Origin of the sequence: Kitasatospora sp. CM 4170 (genome assembly GCF_032110285.1) — a bacterium.
GTDB classification, from domain to species: Bacteria; Actinomycetota; Actinomycetes; order Streptomycetales; family Streptomycetaceae; genus Kitasatospora; species Kitasatospora aburaviensis.
The window spans coordinates 3,074,195-3,097,653 of the sequence record NZ_CP134877.1 but is presented as its reverse complement, the minus strand read 5'-3'; the positions used below and the strand labels follow the sequence as shown (position 1 = coordinate 3,097,653).

The following is a 23,459-nucleotide window of genomic DNA, read 5'->3' as shown; positions in this document are numbered from 1 at the left end:
CTCACTGCCGTGGTCGGACTGGGTCAGTCGGACAGACGCCCCAGGAGGGCACCCTGGCCGGACTGGAGGATGTGTGCGGCCTCTAGCGGGATCCAGAAGCACTCGAAGTGAGTCGGATCCTGCTCGCCATCGTGGTCCTCCTGGCTCACCCACCGCTCGGGGGTGGGCTCGGTGAGCTCCAGGTGAAAGACGTGCCGGTGTTGGATCTCGAACCGGTACGGACTGATGTCGTACTCGGTCTCGCCGAGCTTGCGCACGATCTTGAAGTCGGTCAGACCGGTCTCCTCTCGGGCCTCACGGAGGGCGGCCATCTCGGGGGTCTCCCCGGGGCGGATGCTGCCGGCGGGGACCTGGATGCCGACCTCCTCGTAGGTGTAGTCGGTGTGCCGGAACACCAGCAGCCGTCCGTCACGAACGACGTAGACAAGCACCTTGTCCTTGGTGACCTTCTCAGGCATGGATGTGCCCCTTTCTTGGTGAAGGGTGATTGGGGCCGGGCGGTCCGGCTGTTGTCCCCGATTCGGATGCCGACCCGCCGGGATCTCCGGGGATCAGCAAGTCTGTTTCGCTGAATTGATCGTCAATTCAGAGCGACTGGAGCCGATAGGGCATGGGTGGTTCTCGCTCTTGCGCCGGCTTTCGGTCGACCTCGGACGGCATGATCACGGCCTGCTCGCGTGGCGGGATAGAACTGCCAGCGAGGACCGTGACTCGTTCGGCGGTCAATGCGATCAGTTGTCCCGGTCGCATCGGTGATCCTCCAGGCGGAACGAGATCCTCTTGCCCAACGGGATGGATACCGTGGTGAGTTCATTCACCAGGGCGCTCAGGAGGACCAGGCCACGGCCACCTTCGGTGTCGTCGGCTGGCTTCTGGATGGTCGGCATCGTGTCGTCGAAGTCCGTGATGGCGACGAGGATGCCATCAGGTGTCTCCTCCATGTGCAGTTCGCAGTCGCCAGCGGTGTGCTTGCAGACGTTGGTCAGCAGCTCGGTCACGCAGAGTTCGGCGATCTCGGTCAGCTCGACCTTGTCCCAGAGGCGAAGGTGTGCTCGGACGATCTGTCGAAGCAGCCCCATTGCCTCGGGCTGGATCCCTGGCAGTGCAGCCCGGTAGTGCCGCTTCAACCTCGCTTCCGTGACAGGCATTTGGTTCCCCTCGGCCGATGTAGCGTGATGTGACAACCTTCGGCTGCTCTCACTTCAATGTGCGTCCCGCAAACCGGCCCGCAACCCACCGATGGCGGTGTGTAATGAGCGCGGAACGCTGTGGAACCATTCAGCACCCTGGCAGGGCCCGGAGGCCAGCCCGGCATGCGGACAACCAGCGTTGTCCAGATCAGCCGGAAGAGGGAGGGAGCGATGCCGCAACGACCGAGGGCGCTGGAGCCGTCCAGATCCGCCCGCGACTGGTTCGGCGCCGAGCTGCGTCATTGGCGCAAGGCTCGGCGGTTGTCCCAAGACGCGCTTGGTGCCTCGGTGCACGTCAGTGGGGATCTGATCGCGAAGATTGAGAAGGCTCAACGCCCTTGCAAGCCGGGCCTCGCGGCCGCTCTCGACGCTGTCCTGGGCACCGGTGGGGTCCTCGCACGTGGCTTGGAACATGTTGGCCGCGATGCGGACAATCGGGGGTCGGATGTGGACAGGCCCGACATGTCCAGGGGCGCATCGCATCCGGCGAAGTCCTCAGCCTCTTCACTGCCCATGGTCGAGGCCGGCGAACGCAGATCGGTCGGGAAGCAGATTGACGCGGCCGCTCTCGGCTCGGCGATGACACTGATGAACGGCGAGGTGCGGGTCGCCTGTCGCGCATCGGACGGGAGAGTCACCTTCGTGACAATGCCGCGCCGGAAGCTCCTTCGAGGCGTCACCGCTGCCGCCGGGGCCACGCCGCTTCAAGCTCCAGGCCTGTCGTTGAGCTTGCCGCCGACCAAGCCAGTGTCGGCTGGGCTCCTTACTTCAAGCATGCATCCGGTGGAGAACTTCCGGGCCCTGCGGCGTTCGCTGGTTGAGTGCGACAACTTTCTTGGCCCTCGGAACGTGGTCACCGATGTTCAGGACCACATTCGCCGGGTGCAGCAGCTTCGCCAGGAAGCGTCCGGGCGGGATCGGCAGGACCTGATGCAAGTCCAGGCCGAATACGCCGAGTTCTGCAGCTGGCTTTACCAGGACAGCGGAGACTTCCGTGCTGCCCAGTACTGGGCCGACCGAGCCGTCGAATGGTCGACCGTGGCCGGCGCCCTCGATCTGACGATCTATACCATGGCCCGCAAGGCGCAGCTCGCCGGTGACATGCGCGACCCCCTCGACACCATCGACCTCGCTGAAGCCGCCCAGCGGATAGCGCCGCCGCGAAGCCGCCTCAGCGCGATGGGTGCCATCTACGGCGCTCATGGTCACGCTCTCCGCGGTGATGAACGGGCCAGCCGGAACGCCTACGACCAGGCGCTGGAGGTCGTCATGGGCCCCGACAACGACGGGATCACCCGTGGCCGCTGGTTGGACGCCGCCTACGTGGAGGCGCAGCGAGCCCGCTCACTCCTGGCCCTTGGCAACCATCAGGACGCTGCGGCCGGCTTCGAGCGCGCCGTCTGCGCACTGCCCACGTCGTACCGTCGTGACCGCGGCGTCTACCTGGCCCGCGCAGCCGTCGCCCAGCTCCACGCAGACGGACCCGAGACGGCTGCTGCCAGCGGCTCGGCGGCGCTGGTTATCGCCACGGCGACCGGCTCGGCCCGGATCTTCACCGAGCTCGCGGTGCTCGACGCGAAGCTGCAGCGCTGGGTGTCAGTGACCGAGGTCGTGGAGTTCCGGGAAGCCCTCGACAACGTCATGCTCCATGACGTCTGATCACAATAGGCAGTCGTCCAACCGCCCCACCATGCGAAGGAACCGAGATGGCCGAGCGTCCGTACGTCCTCCTGAGTGTCGCCACGTCCGTGGACGGCCACATCGATGACACGTCACCTCAGCGCCTGCTGTTGTCGAACGCTGAGGACTTCGACCGCGTCGACCAGGTTCGGGCGGAGTCCGACGCCATCCTGATCGGTGGAAACACGCTCCGCAGCGACAACCCGCGGCTGCTCGTCAACAGTGAGAAGCGCCGTGCCGACCGCGTCGCGGCCGGTAAGTCGGAGTACCCGCTCAAGGTGACGATCACCGCCAGCGGCGATCTCGGCCGGGACCTCAAGTTCTGGCACTTCGGCGACCAGAAGGTCGTCTACACCACCGACGGCGCGGTCACGAAGCTCCGCGAGGAACTCGACGGCCTGGCCGACGTGGTCAGCACCGGTCCGACCATGGACTTCGAGGCCGTGCTCGACGACCTCGGTAGCCGCGGCGTTGAGCGCCTCATGGTTGAAGGCGGCGGACAGATCCACACGCAGTTCCTCGCGCAGAACCTCGCCGACGAGGTACACCTCGCCATCGCCCCGTTGCTGGTCGGCCAGGCTGCGGCCCCGCGCTTCGTTCATCCCGCCGAGTACCCCGGTGGCAGCACCAGCCGCATGAAGCTGCTCGACGCCACGACCGTCGGAGACGTCGTTCTGCTGCGTTACGCACCGAAGCAGCGCACCGCCTGAGGATGAGGCGCGCCCCTGGGTGCTGGCTGCCGGGGTGCGCCGCTCGGGTTCTGGGTGCGCGCCGGGTGGGGTGCGCTTGCGCCGCCTGATCGGGTGACATGAAAGGGAATTGGGGGCCCGGCGACGGCATTACGGTGACGATTGCGGCACGAGCGCTCGGAACGGCGCTCGGTGTTCGACAAACAGTGAGCCCCGGCGGTGCTGGAACACCCCGGGGTATGGCACCCAGGAACGAGAAACCCGAATGCACATTCATCGTATCCCTCAGCACCCACCCGGGTACACGATCCTGGACAACGGGCATGTCGTCCGGAAGCACTCGCTGAGTTGGGCCGCGCGCGGGCTGCTCGGCTACCTGCTCAGCCTGCCCGACGGCTCGCGCGAGGACGTCCGCACGCTCGCCGCGAAGAGCGTGGAGGGGCGCGCGACCGTGGCTCGCGCGCTGCGTGAGCTGGAAGAGGCCGGCCACTACATTCGCCGGACGCACCGCGACCCGGTCACCGGTCAGGTCCGGACGGTGGTCTCCGTCCACGAGGTGCCCATGACGGGCAAAGCGGTGCACGCGATGCCGCCGCTTCCCGTACCCCCGGCCGACGGTCGGCCCGGAGCTGGGCCGACGGGTGGCGGGAACGCGGGAAGCCCTTCCGTAAAGGAAGCGGTGAAGGATGCGGAAGAACCTTCCGTCCCTCCGTCCGAGAGGTTGACGGTGAAGATCGCGCCGCCTCGCCCGCAGCGCGCAACGGAAGGCATGGCGCTACTGCTCGAACTCGGCCGCCGCAACCCTCGGTTCGCTCTGGCCGGTAAGCCGTTGAACGATCAGGCCGCCCGGGTGGAGGGCCTGCTCGCGGGCGGCTGGACCGCGGACGCGCTCACGAGCATCCTGGCCGCGCCACTACCGGAGAGGATCACCCACAGCGTCGGGGCGATCGTCTCGGCGAGGCTGTCGGCGGTGCCGCCGGTCCCGAGAGGCGAGCGCATCGCCACCACGCACAGCCCGAGCGCCGTCGGCCATGAGTGTCCCGGGCGGGACGGCCTGTGCGGGCGGCCGGTGGCCATGGCCGGACGGGTGTGTCCTGCGTGCCAGGCGGGTTAGCGCCGTAGGCGGGTCGGTCGAGGCGTCGATCACTCATTCAGCCAGCACAGGTCTTCCGGCCTCACTACACTGGGTAGGCCTGACTGACAGTCAGGTTGTGTCCCGGGGCGCTGGCCCCCTTGAGTCGGCGCGGGCCGAGTGAAGGAGTGCCATGCCACACTGGCAGAGCTTCCTGTGTGGAGCTGTGGGCGGTGGGCTGATCTTCCTCGTCTCCCTCTACCGCCACCTTCAGACCAGGCGACAGTGGCCTTGGCACGTCAAGAACGGCCCTACATTCGGGATATATCTCACCGGCGAACTGATTCGCATCGTCCTCGGCGCAATTGTCGCGTGGGGGCTGGCTGCGTCAGGTCCGCTCGGAACGCTGGGCGCACTGATGGCTGGGGCGGGTGCCCCGGCCATCCTCGAACAGTGGCAGCGCATGGGTCCACAGGTGGCGGCCGCCAGCCAGCGGGATGGCGATGCTCCTGCCAGGACTCCCCGTCAGGCTACGAGGACGTCGCGAGGGCGAAGGCCTGCAGCAGAGTCCCCCGAGAGCCTGTCCACATCGGTATCCGAAGGTGGTGCGTGAAATGACTGCGAAGCTCTCCGATGCCCTGGCAAGGCGTGGGCCCGGCTACGAGTTCGATACCGCGGACAGCTGGTCCATGCCGCGGAATTCTCGAATCGGGCGCGTCCTCGACGCCGTCACACACAGCGGTCCAGGGTATTCGCCGGCCTCGGCACAGGAACTTCTTGAGAGTCTCACCGCAGAGCGGCAGGCCAAGGCGCACCTGGCAGAGTTCCTGGCGGAGTCCGTCAAGAGACTTCTCGCGTTACAGGAACACATGGAGGGGCGGCAGTCCAGTGACGCCCAGCGGTGTGAATTCCATCGGGGTAAGTTCGGGGAAGGACTCCGCAATCTCTCTCTGTTCTTCGACCTCGAGTTCCAGTCGATCCTTCGCGAGATGAGAGAGAGTGCGGGCCCGCTCGACCTCCGGCAGCGCTACCTGATCGCGCGGTTCTCCAAGCTGCACCGGAAGACGAGTGCGCTGATCAAGGATCTCGAAGACGAACTGCAGAAGCAGGAGAAAGCCCCCGACTGTCCCGCCGTACCGATCGGCGGGGTTGCCGGACGAGTCCCCCCTCGCCATGGCTCTGTGAGCGCAACCAGGCAGGTCAACCGTTCGCTCGCGAGCCTTCTGAACTCGGCGGTCAGATAGCGCACCGAGAAGGTGCGCCCCGGCCCGTTCGGCCGCCGCGGCGCACCCCCTCACGCCTCCGGCGGGTTGAAGGTCGCCGGGGCGTTGAAGGCGGCGCGGCGGGTCGCCCGGCGCAGGGCGCGCAGGACGGACGTGCCCAGGGTGAGGCAGAGGACGACGGTGAGCGCCGCCCGGGGCAGGTCCCAACCGAGCGAGGTGGCCAGGCAGTAGGCGGCGAACCGGACCAGGTTGGCGCTGACCGGGTCGCCCGGGACGAACGAGATCGAACCGGAGAGGCCCGCGATGTAGGGCCAGCCCTGGAGGTTCATGATCGTGCCGTAGAGGACCGAGGCCACGGCCCCGTACCCGGCGAGCATGGCGAGCTCGCCGCGGCCGCGCAGGGTGGCTGCGCCCGGGAGCAGACCCGCGCCGAGGCAGACCCAGCCCATGGCGAGCATCTGGAACGGCAGCCACGGCCCGACCCCGCCGGTCAGCAGCGCGGACGCGAACATCGACAGCGAGCCGAGCACGAAGCCGAAGCCCGGCCCGAGCACTCGCCCGGCCAGCACCATCAGGAAGAACATCGGCTCCAGCCCGGCCGTCCCGGCGCCGAGCGGCCGCAGTGCGGCACCTGCGGCGGCGAGGACGCCGAGCAGGGCCACCGACTTGGCGTCCAGGCCGGGCGCACCGCCGCCCGCCGACCGCCCCTCGGAGATCTGGGCCACGACGACGGCGAGCAGGAGGGGCAGCAGGAGGGCGAACAGCCACGGGGCGTCGGTCGAGTGGCCGACCAGCGCGGAGTCGGTGGCGGCGAGCAGCGGCCAGCCGAAGCCGGCCACGCCGACGAGGGAGGTGAGCGCCAGGACGGCGATCGAGCGGCGGCCGAGCGGGACGGGGCGGGCGAGCCGGCGGCGGGTGGTGGTGAGGTCGTCCGCAGCGGGGACGGCCTTCGGGTCGACGGCGGTCACGACGGCTCGACCTCCGCCAGGGCTCGTTCGACCTGGCGGACGGTGAGCCAGGGGCCCGGTGCGAGCACCTTGGCGACCTGCGGCGCGAAGGCCGGGGAGGAGACCACGACCTCCGGGGTCGGGCCGTCCGCGACGATCTCGCCGTCCGCCATGATGACCGTGCGGTGGGAGAGTTCGGCGGCCAGCTCGACGTCGTGGGTGGCGAGCAGGACGGTGTGGCCCTCGGCGGCCAGCGTGCGCAGGATCTCGACCAGCCGGGCCTTGGCGGCGTAGTCCAGGCCGCGGGTCGGCTCGTCCAGCAGCACCAGCGGCGGGCGCGCGGTCAGCACGACGGCCAGCGCGAGGGTGAGCCGCTGGCCCTCGGAGAGGTCGCGCGGGTGCGCGGCGTCGGGGACGCCGGGCAGCAGCCGCTCGACCAGGGCGCGGCAGGTGCCCGGGGCGGCGCCCGCGTCAGTGTCGGCGGCGGCGCACTCGGCGACGACGCTCTCCCCGTACAGCAGGTCGCGCGGGTCCTGCGGGACGAGGCCGACCTGGCGGATCAGCTCGGCGGGCCGGGTGCGGTGCGGCGTGCGGCCGCCGACCCGGGCGCTGCCGGACGCGGGGGCGTGCAGGCCGACGAGCGTGCCGAGCAGGGTGGACTTGCCGGCGCCGTTGCGGCCCATGAGCGCGGTGATCTCGCCCGGGAGGAGGGTGAGGTCCACGCCGCGCAGGGCCGGCACCGGGCCGCGCCTGACGACGAGGCGCTCGGCCTCCGCGACGGGGGATGCGGCGGGACCGGGTGCGGCGCCTCCCGCCGCATCGACCTCCGGTGCGGCAACGGGCCGCAGGCCGTCGAGACGCGTACGCAGCGCGCCGGCCTTGCGGCGGGCGTCGCGGACCGAGAGCGGCAGCGGACGCCAGCCGGCCAGCCGGCCGAGGCCGACGACGGGCGGGTGGACGGGGGAGTGGGCCATCACCTCGGCGGGCTCGCCGAGGACGGGCGGCTCGCCGGGGCCCAGCAGCAGGACCTGGTCGGCGTACTGGACCACCCGCTCCAGCCGGTGCTCGGCCATCAGCACGGTGGTGCCGAGGTCGTGGACCAGCCGCTGCAGCACGGCCAGCACCTCCTCGGCCGCACCCGGGTCGAGCGCGGAGGTGGGCTCGTCCAGGACCAGCACCCGCGGGTGGGCGGTGAGCACCGAGCCGATGGCCACGCGCTGCTGCTGGCCGCCGGAGAGCGAGGTGAGCGCGCGGTCGCGCAGGTCGGCGAGGCCGAGCAGGTCCAGCGTCTCCTCGACCCGCCGCCGCATCACGTCCGGAGCCAGGCCCAACGACTCCATGCCGTAGGTGAGTTCGTCCTCGACGGTGTCGGTGACGAAGTGTGCGAGCGGGTCCTGGCCCACCGTGCCGACCAGGTCGGCGAGGTCGCGCGGCCGGTGCTCCCGGGTGTCGCGGCCGCCGACGGTGACCCGGCCGTGCAGCACGCCGCCGGTGAAGTGCGGGACGAGACCGCTCACCGTGCCCAGCAGGGTGGACTTGCCGGAGCCGGACGGGCCCACCAGCAGGCAGAGTTCGCCCTCGGGGACGGTCAGGTCGACGCCGCTGAGCGCCGGGGCGGCGGCGTCGGCGTACTGCACGGAGACCTGCTCGAAGGTGATCACGAAACCCTCCGGGGCGGATGCGGGGCGGCGAACGCCGGGACCAGGCCGATCAGGACGGCGAGGACGGCGGCCAGGGGCAGGGCGGGTGCGGTCGGCGGCACGACGGTGGGGGCGAAGGCGGCCGGATCGACGCCGGCGAGCCAGATCGTCGACGCGGCCACCGCGGCGCCGGATCCGGCGGTCAGCCACTCGGGCAGCGCCCACGGATCGGGGCGGTAGCGGGTCCGGACCGACCGGCGGCTGCCGAGCAGCAGACCGGCGAAGGCGGCGGCCAGGCCGAGCAGCAGGACCGGCACGGCCCAGCCGGCACCGCCGGCCGTCAGCAGTCCGTACGCGGCGAGGCAGATCCCGAGCAGGCCGGCCAGGGTGAGCGCGGCGGTGGTGCGGGCCAGGGGCCGCGGGACGTCGGCGGTGCGGCCGAAGCCGCGGGTGTCCATGGCGGCGGCGAGCGCCACCGAACGCTCCAACGCGCCCTCCAGGACGGGAAGTCCGACGCTCAGCACGGCGGCGATGCCGCGGTCGGTGCGCCCGCGCAGGCGGCGGGCGGCGCGCAGCCGGCGGACGTCGGCGACCAGGTTGGGCGCGAAGGTCATCGCCACCACGACGGCCACGCCCGCCTCGTAGAGCGCGCCGGGGAGCGTGCGCAGCAGCCGGGCCGGGCTGGCGAGGGCGTTGGCGGCGCCGACGCAGACCAGCAGGGTGGCCAGCCGCAGGCCGTCGTAGAGCGCGGCGAGCAGGCCCTCGACGGTGACCCGGCCGCCGATGCGCACGCCTTGCGCCCAGGCGGGCAGCGGCACCTCGGGGAGGGTGAAGAGGACGTGCGTGCCGGGGATCGGTGAGCCGAGCAGCACGGCGAAGAGCAGGCGGATGCCGAGCACCAGCAGGCCGAGCCGGAGGAACGCGCCGTAGGAGCGCGACCACGGTGCATCGCCGCGCCGGGCCGCGACGACGTAGCCGGCGACGGCGGCGAGCAGGAGCAGCAGGAGCGGGTTGGTGGTCCGGGTGGCGGCTGCGCCCAGGCCGAGCGCCCACAGCCACCAGGCCCCGGGGTGCAGCTGGCGGGGGCCGGCGGGCGGGCGTCGGGTGGCGCGGGGCGGGCCGGAGGCGCGGGGTTCGGTCACGGGGGAGCGGTCCAGGGTCGGGGGCGGGGCGGGGCGGGGCGGGGCTGGGCTGGGGCCGGGGCGGGCGGGGCGGTGCCGGCTCCGGCGCAGGAAGTCGGGCGGGCCGACTTCCTGTGCCAGGAGGTCGCTCCAGCGGTCGGGCGGTGGTCGCCGCTCAGCGCCGGCGGCGCGTCTGCCGGACCGCGCCTGCGGCCAGGACGGCCACCAGAGCGGCTCCGGCGATCAGGCCGATGTCGGGGCCGGCGCCACCGTCCCCGCTGCCGGCCTCGGTGCCGCCTCCGCTCCCCGGGCCGCTGCCGTCGGTGACCTGGGCGGTGGGCTGGGCGGCCGCGCCGAGCCGGTCGCCGCAGCCGGACTTCGGGTAGCCGGCGATGGCGCAGAGCAGGCCGTTGGTGTCGTACCGCAGGGGCGGGGCGACGGTGGCCAGCACCTCGGCCGAGGTGGCGTTGGCGGGGACCACGGCGCACGCCGTCCGGCGCTCGGGCGGGGTCTCGCCGGCGGCGTCGGCGGCGGTGCCGAAGTCCAGGACCACGGCGATGCGCTTGCGCCCGGACTGGTCCGGCGTGCTGCCGCAGATCGTGGCGAAGTCCCCGGAGCCCCCCGGCCGGGCGGCGTCCCGGCCACCGTCGGGGCTGACCGCGAAGCGCCACCCGTCCACGCCGCCGTCCCGCGGGACGTACACGGCCGGCCCCTGCTGCTGGTACGCCCAGGTGCCGTCGGACCACTTCCAGAACGACCAGTACCGGTACCCGGCCGAGGCCCCGGCACGTGCCCCGGCGGCCCGGGCCGGTGCCGCCTGAGGCGCTGCCGCCCGATCCGTCGCCGCCCGATCCGGTGCCGCCTGGGCCGGGGCGGCCGCGAGCATCAGCAGGATCAGCAGCCCGGTGATCACTCCGGCGGCGAACCGGACGACCGCGGGCGCCACCCGCCGACAGCGCTGCGGTTCCCCGGGTGCCGACGGCTCACCCGCCACGCCCGGGCGGGACGCCGCACCCGGGCCGGACGCGACGCCCGGGCCGGTCGTGGCGTCCGGCCCGGGGGTGGCGGGCCCGGTCACAGCTTCGGGCCGCGCTTGCGCTGGAGGCTGAGCACCAGCCCGCCGCCGATGCCGATCAGCAGGCCGACGCCGATCAGCCACCACTGCCCGATGCCGCCGTCCTTCTTCTCCTCCTTCGCCGGCGCCGACGACGCCGCAGCGGACGAGGCGGACGTGCCGGACGCGGCCGAGGTCGCCTTGGGCGCCGGGCCGAGGGCGGTCAGCTGCGCGACCAGGTCGCCGCCGAACGAGGCCGGGTCGCGCTGGGCGGCCTGCGCGACCATCAGCAGCGTGGCGGTGGCGGAGGCGTCGGTGCCGCCCTTGGTCCAGGTGCCGCCCTCCTTGGCGAGCCAGTCCACCGCGCCGGCGGCCTGCTGCGGGTGGCCGCCCTGGATCAGGCCGAGCGCGGCCCAGGCGGTGGCGGTGTAGTCGGGGGTCGGGGCGGCGCCCGGGGTGGTCAGGGTGAGGTGCTGGCCGCCCGCCGCGAGCTGCGCGGTCAGGTGGGCACCGACCGCCTCGGCGGAGTCGGCGTGGGGGACGGTCGTCGCGCCCGCACCCTCGGCGCACGCCAGGGCCTTGGGCGCGGCGTCGGTCCGGTTGGTGTTGGTGACCGGCAGCTTCCCGCCGGCCGCGGCCAGCGCGGCCTGCGCGGTGGCGAGCGCGTTCGCGTCGAGCGCGCCGTCCGGCTTGGGCTGGTAGGCGAAGGCGCCGCGCTGGTCGGCGGGGGCGGCGCAGCCGAGCTGGAAGAGCGCCAGGCCGTCGAAGGCGTTCTTGCCGGCCTTGGCGACGCCGGCCGGGTCCGCCTTGGCGGCGAACAGGGCGTTCACGGCCAGGCCGGTGGAGTTGGCGTCGCCGGGGCTGCCGGGGTTGTAGGCCCAGCTGCCGTCCGCGTTCTGGTTCGCCTTGAGCCACTGGACGCCCTTGTCGACGGCGCCCTGGTGCCCGCCGAGCGCGATCAGGGCCTGGACGGCGACGGCGGTCGCGTTGCTGTCCTCGGTCTTGGCGTCGCACGCGGCCGCGGTGTCGGCCCGGAACGACGGCCAGCCGCCGTCCGCGCACTGCTGGCCGGTGAGCCAGGAGACGGCCGAGTCGGCGGGCGTCGCCTTGGCGCCGGCCAGTGCGGTGAGGGCGAGCGACTGCCGCCACACGCCGTCGTAGGTCGGGTCGCCCTTGCCGTACAGGCCCTCGGGGGTGGCGGGTGCGGCGCTCGGGGACGGGCTGTCGGCGAGGGCCGGTGCGGCGGCGGTGCCGGTCAGCAGCGCAGCGGTCAGGGCGGCGGCGCCCAGGCGGGCGGCGGTGAGCATGGTCGGTTGAGCCTTTCGATGAGCGGTGTGGTGGCCCGTGGGCCGTTCCGTAGTCCTCGACGGTGCCGGGCGCTGCTCCTGCCCGGACTGGCCGCTCGCTTCGCCCCGGGCACTCCGACTCGCCCGGCCGTCCGGCGCCGGGCTCACGGTTGCGGGTCAGTGCCGGATTCGCACCGGCTTTCCCCGGGGGAGAAGCGGGATGGAGTTGTCCTGCCCGTCGACTTTAGCCGCCGCGCGGAGCCCGTCGGACCGACGTGGGCGAGAACACGTTCCACTTGCGGACCCGCGCGGGCCGGCCGCCGGCGCGGCCGCGGCCGCGGGGGCGTTCGAGACCCCGCCCGGGCGCCCCGGGACGCCGGGGCCGGACGGTGGACGGGCGGGGAGGCCCGGGGGAGAGTCGGCGGAGGCCCGGGGGAGACATGGTGGAGGCCCGGGGCGCGGGAGAGCCCCCGAATCGGCGTGGACGACCCTGACGGGGCGCGGGGCGGTCCCGGCGCGCCCTCCTCAGGGCAGGGTGAGCAGTTGTGCCGCCGTGTGGAGGTCGGCGCGGACCTCCGCGATCGAGGCCCGGCCGGACAGCCACGACACCAGGGCCGAGTGCCAGGTGTGCTCGATCACCCGGACGGCGGCACGCTGGCTCTCGGTGGGCGGACCGGACTGGCCGATCGCGTCCAGGATCAGCTGCCCGGTGGCCGAGCTCACCAGGTCCACCTCGGCGCTCACCGAGCGGTCGGCGAAGGAGAGCGCCCGGACCATCGCCTCGGCCAGCAGCGGCTCGCGCTGGAGCGCGTGGAACGCCCGGGTGAGCGTCTCGGCGACCCGCGGCGCCGGCTCCCGCTCGGCCGGCGGATGGCGTCTGACCTGCTCCTGGAGGCCCTGGAGCTGTTCCAGCATCACCGCGACCAGCAGGTGCACCTTGGACGGGAAGTACCGGTAGAGGGTGCCGAGCGCGACCTGCGCGCCCTCCGCGACCTCGCGCATCTGCACCGCCTCGTACCCGCCGCGGGCGGCCAGGACGGTGGCCGCGCGCAGGATCCGCCGGCGCCGCTCGGCCTGGCGCGCGGTCAGCGGCGGATCGGTGGCGAACGACCCGGACGGAGCAGTGGGGGGCGGTCCGGACGGCGGACCGGAGGGGGCCCCGGCCGGCGGGGCCGCCGCCGCCCCGGCCGGGGGGACGGTCGAACCCGCGGCGTCGGCGGCGGAAGCGGCGGTGGGCGCGGGCGTGGCGGACGACGGCAAGGATGCTCCCGGGGCGCGAGAGTGGCGAGGTGTCCAACATGGTTGCGACGTGGTTCCGAACCGGTCCGGAACCGGTCCGGCGGAGCCGCTCCGGCGGGCCCGGCCGGGTGGTCCGGCGTGGCGTGAATCACCAGCCCTGGCGTCTGACGGAATGCTACGGGCCGGTATCTTCGAGGTCTCTCATTGTTCACATGGTCACTGGTGAACTCCACACCACACTGAAACCTGATCTACTTTAGCGACCGGCAGCACACCCGGCAGCCGACCGGTAGCACACCTAGCAGCAGAGATGGGGGCCGACGATGACCGCGCAGCCGCTGCGGATCGCCCTGTTGTCGTACCGCGGCGACCCGTTCTGCGGTGGCCAGGGCGTCTACGTACGTCACCTCTCCCGTGAACTGGCCCGCCTCGGGCACCACGTGGACGTGATCGGCGCTCAGCCGTACCCGGTGCTGGACGCGGTGGAGGGCCCCGGCTCGGTCCGCCTGGTCGAGCTGCCGAGCCTGGACCTCTACCGCGCCGACGACCCCTTCCGCACCCCCGCCCTCGCCGAGTACCGCGGCCCGGTGGACGTGCTGGAGGTCGCCACCATGCGCACCGGCGGCTTCCCCGAGCCGCTGACGTTCTCGCTCCGCGCCCGCCAGTACCTGGCCCGGCACAAGGGCCGCTACGACGTGGTGCACGACAACCAGACCCTCGGCTACGGCCTGCTCGGGCTGGCCCGGCACGGGTTCCCGCTGGTCACCACGATCCACCACCCGATCACGGTCGACCGGCAGTTGGAGCTGGACGCCGCCACCACCCGGCTGCGCCGGCTCTCGCTGCGCCGCTGGTACGCGTTCACCCGGATGCAGCGCCGGGTCACCGCGCGGCTGGACCACATCGTCACCGTCTCCGGCTCCTCGAAGCGGGAGATCGTCGAGCACCTGGGTGCCGCGCCCGGCGCGGTCTCGGTGGTGCCGATCGGCGCCGACACCCGGCTCTGGTCGCCGTCCGAGCGGATCGCCCGGGTGCCCGGCCGGATCGTCACCACCTCCAGCGCCGACGTCCCGCTCAAGGGACTCGTCCACCTGGTGGAGGCGCTGGCGAAGGTCCGCACCGAGCGGGACGCCCACCTGGTCGTGGTCGGCAAGCCGCAGAAGGAGCAGGGGCCGGTCTCCGACGCGGTGCGGCGCTTCGGGCTGGAGCAGCACATCGAGTTCCGCACCGGGCTGACCGACGAGGAACTGGTCGACCTGTACCGCTCGGCCGAGGTGGCCTGCGTGCCGTCCCTGTACGAGGGCTTCTCGCTGCCGGCCGCCGAGGCGATGGCCACCGGCACGCCGCTGGTCGCCACCACCGGCGGGGCGATCCCCGAGGTGGCCGGGCCGGACGGCGAGACCTGCCTCGCGGTGCCCCCGGGCGACGCGGGCGCGCTGGCGGCCGCGCTCGGCCGGCTGCTGGACGACCCGGAGCTGCGCCGGACCCTCGGCGAGGCCGGTCGGGAGCGGGTGCTGGAGCGGTTCACCTGGCGGCGGGCCGCCGAACTGACCGCGGAGGCCTACCGGGAGGCGATCGCCACCGGGACGGGGCGGCGGGCCCGCTCCGGTCCGGGCTGGCGCTATGTCGCCTGACGGCGCGCCGGACCGCTCTGTCCGCTCCGCGCCGGGCCCGGCCCCGACGCGGGTCGCGGCGGCCGGTCCAGGTCGGCCCAGGCCGGTCCAGGTCGGCCCGGGACCGGCCCGGGCCCGGCTCGGGGCCGGAAACGTTTGGTACCAAAGGAATGGGAGCCCGCAGTGCTGACCGTTGATTTCTCGCGCTTCCCGCTCGCCCCTGGCGACCGGGTGCTCGACCTGGGCTGCGGCGGGGGGCGGCACGCGTTCGAGTGCTACCGGCGCGGGGCCAACGTGGTCGCCCTCGACCAGAACACCGAGGAGATCGCCGAGGTCAGGAAGTGGTTCGCGGCCATGGAGCAGGCCGGCGAGGCCCCCGAGGGCGCGTCGGCGGTCGCGATCGAGGGCAACGCGCTGGCCCTTCCGTTCGAGGACGAGTACTTCGACAAGATCATCATCTCCGAGGTGATGGAGCACATCCCGGACGACAAGGGCGTGCTCAACGAGATGTTCCGGGTGCTCAAGCCCGGCGGCCTGCTCGCCGTCACCGTGCCGCGCTGGCTGCCGGAGAAGATCTGCTGGGCGCTCTCCGACGAGTACCACGAGGTCGAGGGCGGCCACATCCGGATCTACCGGGGCGACGAGCTGCTCGGCAAGCTCAAGGACGCCGGCCTGGAGCCCTACGGCACCCACCACGCGCACGCGCTGCACTCGCCGTACTGGTGGATCAAGTGCGCGGTCGGCGTGGACAACGACAAGGCGCTGCCGGTCAAGGCCTACCATCAGCTGCTGGTCTGGGACATCGTCGGCACCCCGGTGATCAGCACCCTCACCAAGGCCGCCGAGAAGGCGCTCAACCCGGTCATCGGCAAGAGCTTCGTCGCCTACGCCTCCAAGCCGAACCGCGCCCCGGGCGGGGTGGCGTGACCGCCGCCGTTCCCGAGGCGCTGCTGCTGGACGGGGTGCTCGACGCCGAGCAGGCGGCCGGCACCGTCCGCAGCATCCTCGCGGAGCAGCAGGGCGACGGAGCCATACCGTGGTTCACCGGGCACCACCTCGACCCGTGGGACCACACCGAGGCGGCGATGGCCCTGGACACGGCCGGCGAGCACGCCGCCGCCGAGGCGGCCTACCGCTGGCTGGCGGACCGCCAGAACGCCGACGGCTCCTGGTACGCGGCCTACGGCTACGGACACGGCGGCCCGGACGGCGAGGTGGTCAACGCCGCCAAGGAGACCAACTTCTGCGCGTACGTCGCGGTCGGCGTCTGGCACCACCACCTCAGCACCGGCGACGACGCCTTCCTGGAGTGGATCTGGCCCGTCGTCCGGCGCGCGCTGGACTTCATCGTCGGCCTGCGGCTGCCCGGCGGGCCGATCGCCTGGCGGGTGGCCGAGAACGGCGAGGCGACCGACGAGGCGCTGCTGACCGGCTCCTCCAGCATCCTGCACGCGCTGCGCTGCGGCCTGGCGATCGCCGACTACCTGGAGGAGCCGCAGCCCGACTGGGAGCTGGCGGCCGGCCGGCTGCGGCACGCGATCGCGCACCACCCGGAGCGGTTCCTGGACAAGGACCGCTTCTCGATGGACTGGTACTACCCGGTGCTCGGCACCGCGCTGCGCGGCCCGGCCGCGCTGGAGCGGATCGAGCGGGAGTGGGACCGCTTCGTCGTCCCGGGCCTCGGCGTCCGCTGCGTCAGCGACCGCCCCTGGGTGACCGGCGGCGAGAGCGCCGAACTGGCCCTGGCGCTCTGGGCGGTGGGCGAGTCCGACCGCGCGGTGGACATCCTGCGGTGGATCCAGAAGCACCTGCGGCACACCGACGGCTCGTACTGGACCGGGTACGTGTTCGAGGACGACGCCATCTGGCCCGAGGAGCGCACCACCTGGACGGCGGGGGCGCTGCTGCTGGCCGTCGCGGCGCTCGGCGGCGACCCGGCCACGGTGGCCGTCTTCGGCGGCGACGACCTGCCGACCGGGCTGGTGGTCCAGGACTGCTGCTGAGCGGCCCGGCGGGGCCGCGGGCCGTCGCGTTCCGCGGGGCCGGCGCCAGGGCCGAGGGAAACGCCGAAGGGGCGGGACCGGAGAGATCCGGTCCCGCCCCTTCGGCGTGGTGCGTCCGTCGTCCGGACGTCAGCCGCGCTGGATGCCCGTGGTGTCGGCCAGCACGCCCTGGGTGCCGTCCTGGAGCTGGGCGACCAGCGCGGTGCCGCGCTGCTCGACCGCCAGGTACCAGGTGCCCGGGATCAGCTCGCCGACCGGACCGCCGGCCGGGTTGTCCTTCGAGCCCAGCTGGCGCGGCGCCGGAACGGCGAACCAGAACGGCGCGAAGTCGGCCGCCGGGGCGGCCGGGGCGGGCTGGGCCTGGGCGGCCGGAGCCGGCTGCGGGACGGCCTGGGCCGCCGCGTCCTGCGGCTGGCCGGGCTGGCCCGCCTGCGGGGCCGGGTAGCCGTAGCCGCCGGGCTGGCCGCCGAAGGCCGGGGACTGCGCCTGGAGCGGGTCCTGGCCCTGGGCCGGGTAACCGTACTGGCCGGGCTGACCGGGCTGGCCCGGCTGCGGGGCCGGGTAGCCGCCCGGGAAGCCCTGCGGGGCGGCCGGCTTGTCGCTGACCAGCGGCGCCTTCAGCGCGGGCACCAGCGGGCCGGCGGCGGCCGCACCGGCGAGCACGATCAGCGCGATGACGGCGAGCCAGGCGCCGAAGCCGTGGTCCAGGCCCTTCGGGCCGCCGCCCAGCGCCCAGATCGAGGTCCAGAGCGCGGTGACGGCGAAGGCGATGCCCCACTGGTCCAGCCGCAGGCCGAGCACCTGACGGTTGGTGGCGGCGGCGCCCTGGAAACGCTGCACCAGGATCAGCGCGGCGGCGATGATGCCGAGCAGGAAGACCGACGGCAGGATGGGGAACAGGTCGCTGTCCCAGGCGTTCGTCGAGGTGTCGCCGCAGTACCTGCCGCTGCAGTCAACGGTCCAGTACGGCAGGAAGGATGCGATGAAGAGCAGGACGGCCGCACCTGCGACGGCGGCGTCTCCCCTGGTGAGAGCGCGCAGATTCACTAACGTTCCCCTCGTTGGTGTGTCGTGGTCGGCGGTTTTGCGTGGTCGGCTTGGCCGGCCCGGAAACTCCGAACGGACCAGAAGCCTAGGGCCAACCGCCTCGCGGGTGCACAGCGGGCTCGGGAATGGGGCGAAGTCGTTGCAAACTGCGCGCGTCCGTCCCCCTGCCGTCCACCATCGGGTCGGACGGTTCCTTCCCACCCGGACGCGGTCCCGATCCTGTCCGCCGCCTACCGCGTGGTCAGAAACGTCGTCAGCGCGTCGGCGATCCCCTGGGCTGCCTGCTGGCGCCACTGAGGGTCCGTCATCCGCTTGGCGTCGGTCGAGTTGCGCATGTTACCGCACTCGATGAACACCTTGGGGACGGTCGAGAGGTTCAACCCGCCGAGGTCGGAGCGGGTGTCGAGGCCCTGACTCGCCGTGTAGTCCGCGTACGGCTCGCCGGTGGCCGAGCGGAAGCCGTCGCGCAGCAGCAGGCCGAGCCGGTGCGAGGGCGAGACGATCGCCGAGGTGTCCGCCTTCCCCGCGACCACCTTGGCGGGCATGATCACGTGGAAGCCGGTGCCGCCGGCCGGACCGCCGTCCCCGTGCACGGAGACCGCCGCGTCGGCGTGCGCCGCGTTCCCGGCCCTGGCGCGCTCGTCGATGCACGGGCCCCACGGCCGGTCGCCGTCCTGGACCAGCACCACGGTGGCGCCGCGGGCGGTGAGGATCGCCCGGGCCCGGCGGACCACGTCCAGCGTGAAGTCGGCCTCGGTGTAGCCGGCATTGGTGGAGGTGCCGGTGGTGTCGCACTCCTTGCGGGCGTTGCCGATGTCGACCTGGCGGTTGATCTCGGTGGTGTGGGCGAAGTTGCCGGGGTTGTGACCCGGGTCGAGCAGGACGGTTCGGCCGGCGAGGGCCGTGGCCGAGAACGTTCCGGTGGCCGCCGGGGCGGCGGGCGCCGAGGTGCCGGGCCCGGCGGGCGGGGAGCCGGCCGGGGTCGAGGCGCCCGGGGTGGTGGGCACGGCCTCTGCGGGGGCGGCGGCGGAGCTCGCAGCGGCGGAGCTCGGCGGGGCCGCCGCCGTGCCGGTCCCGGTGGCGCCGGCGGCGTCCGGGCCGGCCGTCCCCGACCCGCTCGCCCCGCCGGGGGTGCCGGCCGCGCCGGCGGGTGCCGCGCCGTCCGCCCGGTCGTGGCCGCCGACGCTCTGCCAGCCCAGCCAGCCGGCCAGGCAGAGCGGCACCACGACGCCCACCACGGTGGTGGTGCGCAGCAGCAGGGAACGGCGGGGCCGGGCGTTGTCGTCGGACGTGTCCGGGGTGGTGCGGGTCACGGGCGGTTCAGATCCTGTCCTGGGTGCGCGTGGTCAGGCCGTAGGTGTCGGCGATCGGCTTCCACTTCGCCACGAAGTCCTTCTTCGCCTGCGTGGCCTGCGGGTTGAGCTCGTCGGCGCGCTTCTTGTCGGCGGTGTTCGGGGCGGAGCCGGAGCAGCCCTGGGCCGACACCGCGCGCGCCCAGCTCGCGTAGGCGCGGTCGATGTCGGCGGACAGCTGCCAGGCCGACTTCAGCGTGGCCACCGCGTCCGCGCCGCCGGGCAGGTCGGTGACGGACAGGGCGGCGAGCTTGGTGAGCAGCTGGTCGCGCTGCTTGGCCCCGCTGTCGAAGACCTGCGCCGAGCTGTCGATGTCCGCCTTGGCGGGGCAGCTGTTCACCTTGGCGACCGCGTTGCCGATCGGCGCCTTCGCGCTCTCGCCCTGGGTCAGCAGCTCGTCCAGCGCCTTCGCCTGGCTCTGCGCGTTGGGGCCGGCCGCGCCGGCCGTCGGGCTGGCGGACGCGCCGGGGGAGGCGGTGTCACCGGCGGTCGGGCTCGGTGCCCCGGCCGCGTCGGTGGGCACCGGGGCGGGCTGCGGGCTGCCGGAGCCGGTCGGGGCGGCGGCGGTGGCGGACGGGGCCGGGGCGGCCTGGTCGGCGGAGGAGTCCTTGTCCTTCACCGCCCAGAGGATGCCTCCGCCGAGCGCCAGCACGAACAGCACGGCGAAGGCGAGCAGCAGCGGTGCGCGCTTGTGGCCGGGGCGGTCCTCGTCGTCCAGGTCCTCGTAGCCGGTGGCGTAGTCCGGCTGTCCGTAGGGCTGCCCGTACGGCTGGGAGCCGTAGGGCGCGGCCTCGTACGGCTGCTGGTACGGCTGCTGGGGGTGGGCCTGCGGCGGGTACGGGGCGCCCTGCGGAGCCTGGGGCGGGGCCGCGGGGTAGCCGGGGGCGCCGGCCGGGGGCTGCGGGGCGCCCGGGTACGGGCCCTGGCTCTGCGGGGCCGCGTGGTCCGGGAAGCCCGCGCCGGGCAGGGCGGCCTGCGGCGGGGCGGACGCCGGGAAGGCCGCCGCGGTCGGGGCGTCGTGGCCGGGGGCCGCGGACAGGTACGGGCGCGCGCCGAGCGGCGGGCCCTGGTCGCCGACGGCGCCCGGCGCGGGCGCCTGGGCCATCGGCGAGTGGAGCGGCTGCGGGGCCTGCGGCGGGTACGGCTGGGGCGGCTGTGGCGCCGGGGGTGCTCCGGCGGGCGGGGCCGGGGGTGCGGCGGGGTTCGGCGCGGCCGCGGCGGCAGGCTGCTGCTGCGGGCCGCGGACCCAGCCGCCGGCGCCGCCGCGCGCGGTGGGGTCCCAGACCGCCGGAGCGGTGTTCTGCTGGTCCGTCATTGCGCTAGCCCCCACCGTCCGCCGGATGCTCTGCCTGGTGTCGTGTCGCCGCGTGCCCGTGCGGCCGGTCCTGGTGGCTGCCCGGTCGCCCGCCGCTCCGGCCGAACGGCCGCGCGGACACCGTATCGTTCGAACCCCCGCCCGACAGCCCCGGCACGACGTTAGAGCATCCGTGATCGCCTGTGGGGGCGGTCCGTGGATCCACCCCGGGGTGCGGGAAGCGCGGGGGCGCGGGCGGGCGTCGGGGGCGGCTTGAGCGGGCGGGCGTCGGGCCGCGTGGGCGTGGGTGGCGTCGGTCCGTCGGGGCGACTTGTGGGGTGGCGGCGGTGCGGTCAGCCCGCGGTGCGGCGCAGCACGCGCAGCGAACCCGTCACCGAGATCTCCTCGAAGCCCTCGGCGAGCGCCCGCAGGTACACCCGGTACGGCGCCTGGCCGCCGTCCGCCGGGTCGGGGAAGACGTCGTGCACGACGAGGAGGCCCTCGGGGGCGAGGTGCTGAACCCAGCCCTCGTAGTCGCCGGTGGCGTGCTCGTCGGTGTGGCCGCCGTCGATGAAGACCAGGCCGAGCCGGCCGCCCCAGAGCGCGGCGATCTGCGGCGAGCGCCCCACCAGCGCGACCACGTGCTCCTCCAGCCCGGCCGCGTGCAGCGTGCGGCGGAACCGCGGGAGCGTGTCCATCAGGCCCACCTCCGGGTCCACGAGCTCCGGGTCGTGGTACTCCCAGCCGGGCTGCTGCTCCTCGGAGCCGCGGTGGTGGTCGACGGTGAGCGCCACCGTCCCCGTCTCCCGGGCCGCCCCGGCCAGCAGGATCGCCGACCGTCCGCAGTAGGTGCCGATCTCCAGCACCGGCAGCCCGGTGCGCCGTGCGGCCGTCACGGCGGCGGCGTACAGCGCGAGCCCCTCGTCGACCGGCATGAAGCCGGTCGCGCCCTCGAACGCCGCCAGCACGTCGGCTCCGGGGTGGGCGGTCTCCAGGAGGTCGGACATGCGGGGGCTCCTTGCCGGGGGTGGTCGGTGCGGCTGTTCGCCGTCGACGTGCAGTGGCGGACGTGCAGTGGCGGACGTGCCGTGTCGGACGAGCAGTGTCGGCGTCCGTGGCGGACGTTTGCCGTCGGACCCTACTCGACGGTACGGCCCGCCGTCGCCCCCCCGGCCTCGGGCGGCCCGGCCGCCGTGCGCCGCCGCTGACCTGCAACGCCTTCGACCTGCCCGCCTGTGTCGGGCACCGTCGCGCCCCCGGGCGCCCGCCCCCGCGGGTGGAACGTGTTCTACTCCGCGAAGGCGCGTCGTGCCAGAATCGGCCCCGACCCACCGATCCGAGGGGACGGGAGCAGCCCCATGCGCGCAGCCATCCTGCACAAGACCGGCCAGGACACGCTGGACGTCCGCGACGACGTGGCGGCGGTGGGCTTCGGCCCCGGAAAGGTGCGGGTCCGCCTGCGGGCGGCCAGCCTCTGCCACTCGGACCTCTCGGCGATGAACGGCGTCCTGCCGCAGCCCGCGCCGTTCGTGCCCGGGCACGAGGGCGCCGGGGACGTCGTCGAGGTCGGCGAGGGCGTGACCGGCGTCGCGGTCGGCGACCGGGTGGTGCTCTGCTGGATGGCCCCCTGCGGCAGCTGCGCGCACTGCGAGCGCGGCCGCGGGCACCTCTGCGTGACCAGCCTGCGCCGGCTCGGCGCGCCGGGCTTCCGCTTCGACGAGGACGGCCCGGGCGGCCCGGTCGAGGCCTCCGGCTTCTACGGCACGGGCTCGTTCGCCGAGGAGGTGGTGGTCGAGCGCGACGCCGTGATCAAGGTCCCCGCCGACCTCCCGTACGAACTGGCCGCCCTGATCGGCTGCGGGGTGACCACCGGCATCGGCGCCGCCGTCCACACCGCGCGGGTCGAGCCGGGCGCCTCGGTCGCGGTGATCGGGGCGGGCGGCGTGGGTGTCGCGACCGTGCAGGGCGCGCGGGTCTGCGGGGCCGGGCGGATCGCGGTGGTGGACCCGGTCGTCTCGCGGCGGGAGCGGGCGCTGGCCTTCGGGGCCACCGACGCGCTCGCCCCGGAGGAGCTGAAGGGCTTCGCGAAGGGCCTGCCGGGCGGCGGGTTCGACTACGTCTTCGAGGCGGTCGGCCGGGCGGCCACCGTCCGGGCCGGGTACGACGCGGCGCGGCGCGGCGGCGCGGTGGTGGTGATCGGCGCCGGGGCGCAGGACGACCTCGCGCAGTTCACCATGGGCGAGCTCTTCTTCAACGAGAAGCGCCTGCTGCCCTCGCTGTACGGCGGGGCGCCGGTGCCGCGCACCGTCGCGCTGGTGGTGGACCTGTGGCGGGCCGGGCGGATCGACCTCGCCGGGATGGTCACGCACCGGGTCGGCCTGGCGGACGTCAACCGGGCCGTCGCGCAGATGCGCAGCGGCGAGGCGCTGCGGACGGTCGTCACGCTGGGCTGAGCCGCCGGGGTGTCCGGGCGTCGTCGGGGCGGGTGTCGTCCGGGCCGGGCGCCGTCGGGGGCGGGCGTCCTGGACGAACGGAAGGGCCCGCCGGGGTGACCGGCGGGCCCTCGACGTGACGTGGCGCCGGGGTTCAGTTCTGCGCGGCGGCGGCGCGGTGCCGGCCGTGCGGGTCGGCCTCGGGCCTGTCGTCGCTGGCGGAACGGCCGCGGTGGCGACCGTGCGACGCGGTGTCCTCGGCCGTGGTCTCGTCGGCGTCGGTCCCGTTGGCCGCGGGTCCGGTGGTGTCGGTGAGGGTGTCGGACATCAAGATCGTCTTCCGTGGGAGGGTGCGGATGCTTCGGCGCCTGGCTGGCACCACGGGCGCGAGCGAGTGCGTGAACGGCGTGACCGGCATGGCCGGTACGCCGACGTGACCGGTACGGCCGGCGTGACCGGTGCGATCGGCCGCGTGGGCCGCGCCGGAGCCGGTGATCACGGCCCGTGCCCCGGCCACCATAACCGCCGGGGCCGACAAGATCCTATCGAGATCACGACGGACTCCCGGGGAGCGGCC

21 protein-coding genes and 1 riboswitch are annotated in these 23,459 nt (G+C 73.9%); of the genes, 8 read left to right on the top strand and 13 right to left on the bottom strand.

Annotated elements, in window-relative coordinates:
• Positions 1-23: 23 nt before the first annotated feature.
• Both RMN57_RS12615 and RMN57_RS12610 read right to left on the bottom strand, forming a co-directional pair.
• Complete coding sequence (locus tag RMN57_RS12615; protein ID WP_313763492.1) at positions 24-458, bottom strand: NUDIX domain-containing protein; 435 nt, start codon at positions 456-458, stop codon at positions 24-26.
• A gap of 273 nt (positions 459-731) precedes the next feature.
• Positions 732-1,148, bottom strand: a complete 417-nt coding sequence (locus tag RMN57_RS12610; protein ID WP_313763491.1) for an ATP-binding protein — start codon at positions 1,146-1,148, stop codon at positions 732-734.
• Positions 1,149-1,361: 213 nt separating this feature from the next.
• Here RMN57_RS12610 and RMN57_RS12605 point away from each other — a divergent pair, with 213 nt between their 5' ends.
• From RMN57_RS12605 to RMN57_RS12590, 4 genes are all read left to right on the top strand, one after another.
• Complete coding sequence (locus RMN57_RS12605; RefSeq protein WP_313763490.1) at positions 1,362-2,849, top strand: helix-turn-helix transcriptional regulator; 1,488 nt, start codon at positions 1,362-1,364, stop codon at positions 2,847-2,849.
• A 47-nt stretch (positions 2,850-2,896) separates the two neighbouring features.
• Entirely contained in the window at positions 2,897-3,580 is a 684-nt protein-coding gene (locus tag RMN57_RS12600; protein WP_313763489.1) for a dihydrofolate reductase family protein, read from the top strand.
• 244 nt (positions 3,581-3,824) lie between these two features.
• The gene (locus RMN57_RS12595; RefSeq protein ID WP_313763488.1) at positions 3,825-4,673 is read left to right on the top strand and encodes a helix-turn-helix domain-containing protein; all 849 of its coding nucleotides are present in this window, start codon (positions 3,825-3,827) and stop codon (positions 4,671-4,673) included.
• A gap of 572 nt (positions 4,674-5,245) precedes the next feature.
• The gene (locus tag RMN57_RS12590; RefSeq protein WP_313763487.1) at positions 5,246-5,875 is read left to right on the top strand and encodes a hypothetical protein; all 630 of its coding nucleotides are present in this window, start codon (positions 5,246-5,248) and stop codon (positions 5,873-5,875) included.
• A gap of 50 nt (positions 5,876-5,925) precedes the next feature.
• Here the strand turns inward: RMN57_RS12590 and RMN57_RS12585 are convergent, their stop codons facing one another.
• From RMN57_RS12585 to RMN57_RS12560, 6 genes are all read right to left on the bottom strand, one after another.
• Complete coding sequence (locus RMN57_RS12585; RefSeq protein WP_380236050.1) at positions 5,926-6,822, bottom strand: ECF transporter S component; 897 nt, start codon at positions 6,820-6,822, stop codon at positions 5,926-5,928.
• On the bottom strand, positions 6,819-8,462 hold the full coding sequence (locus RMN57_RS12580) for an ATP-binding cassette domain-containing protein (protein ID WP_313763486.1): 1,644 nt from the start codon (positions 8,460-8,462) through the stop codon (positions 6,819-6,821). Before RMN57_RS12580 ends, RMN57_RS12585 begins: the two co-directional genes overlap by 4 nt.
• Positions 8,459-9,583: a CbiQ family ECF transporter T component gene (locus tag RMN57_RS12575; protein ID WP_380236052.1), complete on the bottom strand. Its 1,125-nt coding sequence runs from the start codon at positions 9,581-9,583 to the stop codon at positions 8,459-8,461. The genes RMN57_RS12580 and RMN57_RS12575 overlap by 4 nt, the downstream gene beginning before the upstream one ends.
• Before the next feature lie 154 nt (positions 9,584-9,737).
• The gene (locus RMN57_RS12570; RefSeq protein ID WP_313763485.1) at positions 9,738-10,508 is read right to left on the bottom strand and encodes an SCO2322 family protein; all 771 of its coding nucleotides are present in this window, start codon (positions 10,506-10,508) and stop codon (positions 9,738-9,740) included.
• Positions 10,509-10,636: 128 nt separating this feature from the next.
• Positions 10,637-11,923: a prenyltransferase/squalene oxidase repeat-containing protein gene (locus RMN57_RS12565; RefSeq protein WP_313763484.1), complete on the bottom strand. Its 1,287-nt coding sequence runs from the start codon at positions 11,921-11,923 to the stop codon at positions 10,637-10,639.
• A gap of 113 nt (positions 11,924-12,036) precedes the next feature.
• Positions 12,037-12,101: riboswitch (cobalamin riboswitch) on the bottom strand.
• 326 nt (positions 12,102-12,427) lie between these two features.
• Positions 12,428-12,991, bottom strand: a complete 564-nt coding sequence (locus RMN57_RS12560) for a TetR family transcriptional regulator (protein ID WP_313767802.1) — start codon at positions 12,989-12,991, stop codon at positions 12,428-12,430.
• Positions 12,992-13,464: 473 nt separating this feature from the next.
• On the opposite strand from RMN57_RS12560, the gene RMN57_RS12555 reads away from it, so the two are divergent.
• From RMN57_RS12555 to RMN57_RS12545, 3 genes are all read left to right on the top strand, one after another.
• A complete protein-coding gene (locus tag RMN57_RS12555) occupies positions 13,465-14,775 on the top strand; it encodes a glycosyltransferase family 4 protein (protein ID WP_313763483.1) in 1,311 nt (436 codons plus the stop codon).
• 162 nt (positions 14,776-14,937) lie between these two features.
• A complete protein-coding gene (locus RMN57_RS12550) occupies positions 14,938-15,681 on the top strand; it encodes a class I SAM-dependent methyltransferase (RefSeq protein ID WP_313763482.1) in 744 nt (247 codons plus the stop codon).
• Complete coding sequence (locus RMN57_RS12545) at positions 15,678-16,757, top strand: prenyltransferase (protein ID WP_313763481.1); 1,080 nt, start codon at positions 15,678-15,680, stop codon at positions 16,755-16,757. The genes RMN57_RS12550 and RMN57_RS12545 overlap by 4 nt, the downstream gene beginning before the upstream one ends.
• A 129-nt stretch (positions 16,758-16,886) precedes the next feature.
• On the opposite strand, the gene RMN57_RS12540 is transcribed toward RMN57_RS12545, so the two are convergent.
• From RMN57_RS12540 to RMN57_RS12525, 4 genes are all read right to left on the bottom strand, one after another.
• A complete protein-coding gene (locus RMN57_RS12540) occupies positions 16,887-17,804 on the bottom strand; it encodes a hypothetical protein (RefSeq protein ID WP_313763480.1) in 918 nt (305 codons plus the stop codon).
• A 230-nt stretch (positions 17,805-18,034) separates the two neighbouring features.
• Positions 18,035-19,117 (bottom strand): N-acetylmuramoyl-L-alanine amidase, encoded by a 1,083-nt coding sequence (locus RMN57_RS12535; RefSeq protein ID WP_313763479.1) that lies wholly within the window; start codon positions 19,115-19,117, stop codon positions 18,035-18,037.
• Between the two features lie 7 nt (positions 19,118-19,124).
• Positions 19,125-20,471: a hypothetical protein gene (locus RMN57_RS12530; RefSeq protein ID WP_313763478.1), complete on the bottom strand. Its 1,347-nt coding sequence runs from the start codon at positions 20,469-20,471 to the stop codon at positions 19,125-19,127.
• A 332-nt stretch (positions 20,472-20,803) separates the two neighbouring features.
• Positions 20,804-21,457, bottom strand: a complete 654-nt coding sequence (locus RMN57_RS12525) for a class I SAM-dependent methyltransferase (RefSeq protein ID WP_313763477.1) — start codon at positions 21,455-21,457, stop codon at positions 20,804-20,806.
• A 351-nt stretch (positions 21,458-21,808) separates the two neighbouring features.
• Between RMN57_RS12525 and RMN57_RS12520 the strand changes: the two genes are divergently transcribed.
• Entirely contained in the window at positions 21,809-22,903 is a 1,095-nt protein-coding gene (locus RMN57_RS12520; RefSeq protein WP_313763476.1) for an alcohol dehydrogenase catalytic domain-containing protein, read from the top strand.
• A 133-nt stretch (positions 22,904-23,036) separates the two neighbouring features.
• On the opposite strand, the gene RMN57_RS12515 is transcribed toward RMN57_RS12520, so the two are convergent.
• Positions 23,037-23,210, bottom strand: a complete 174-nt coding sequence (locus RMN57_RS12515; protein WP_313763475.1) for a hypothetical protein — start codon at positions 23,208-23,210, stop codon at positions 23,037-23,039.
• Between the last annotated feature and the right edge of the window lie 249 nt (positions 23,211-23,459).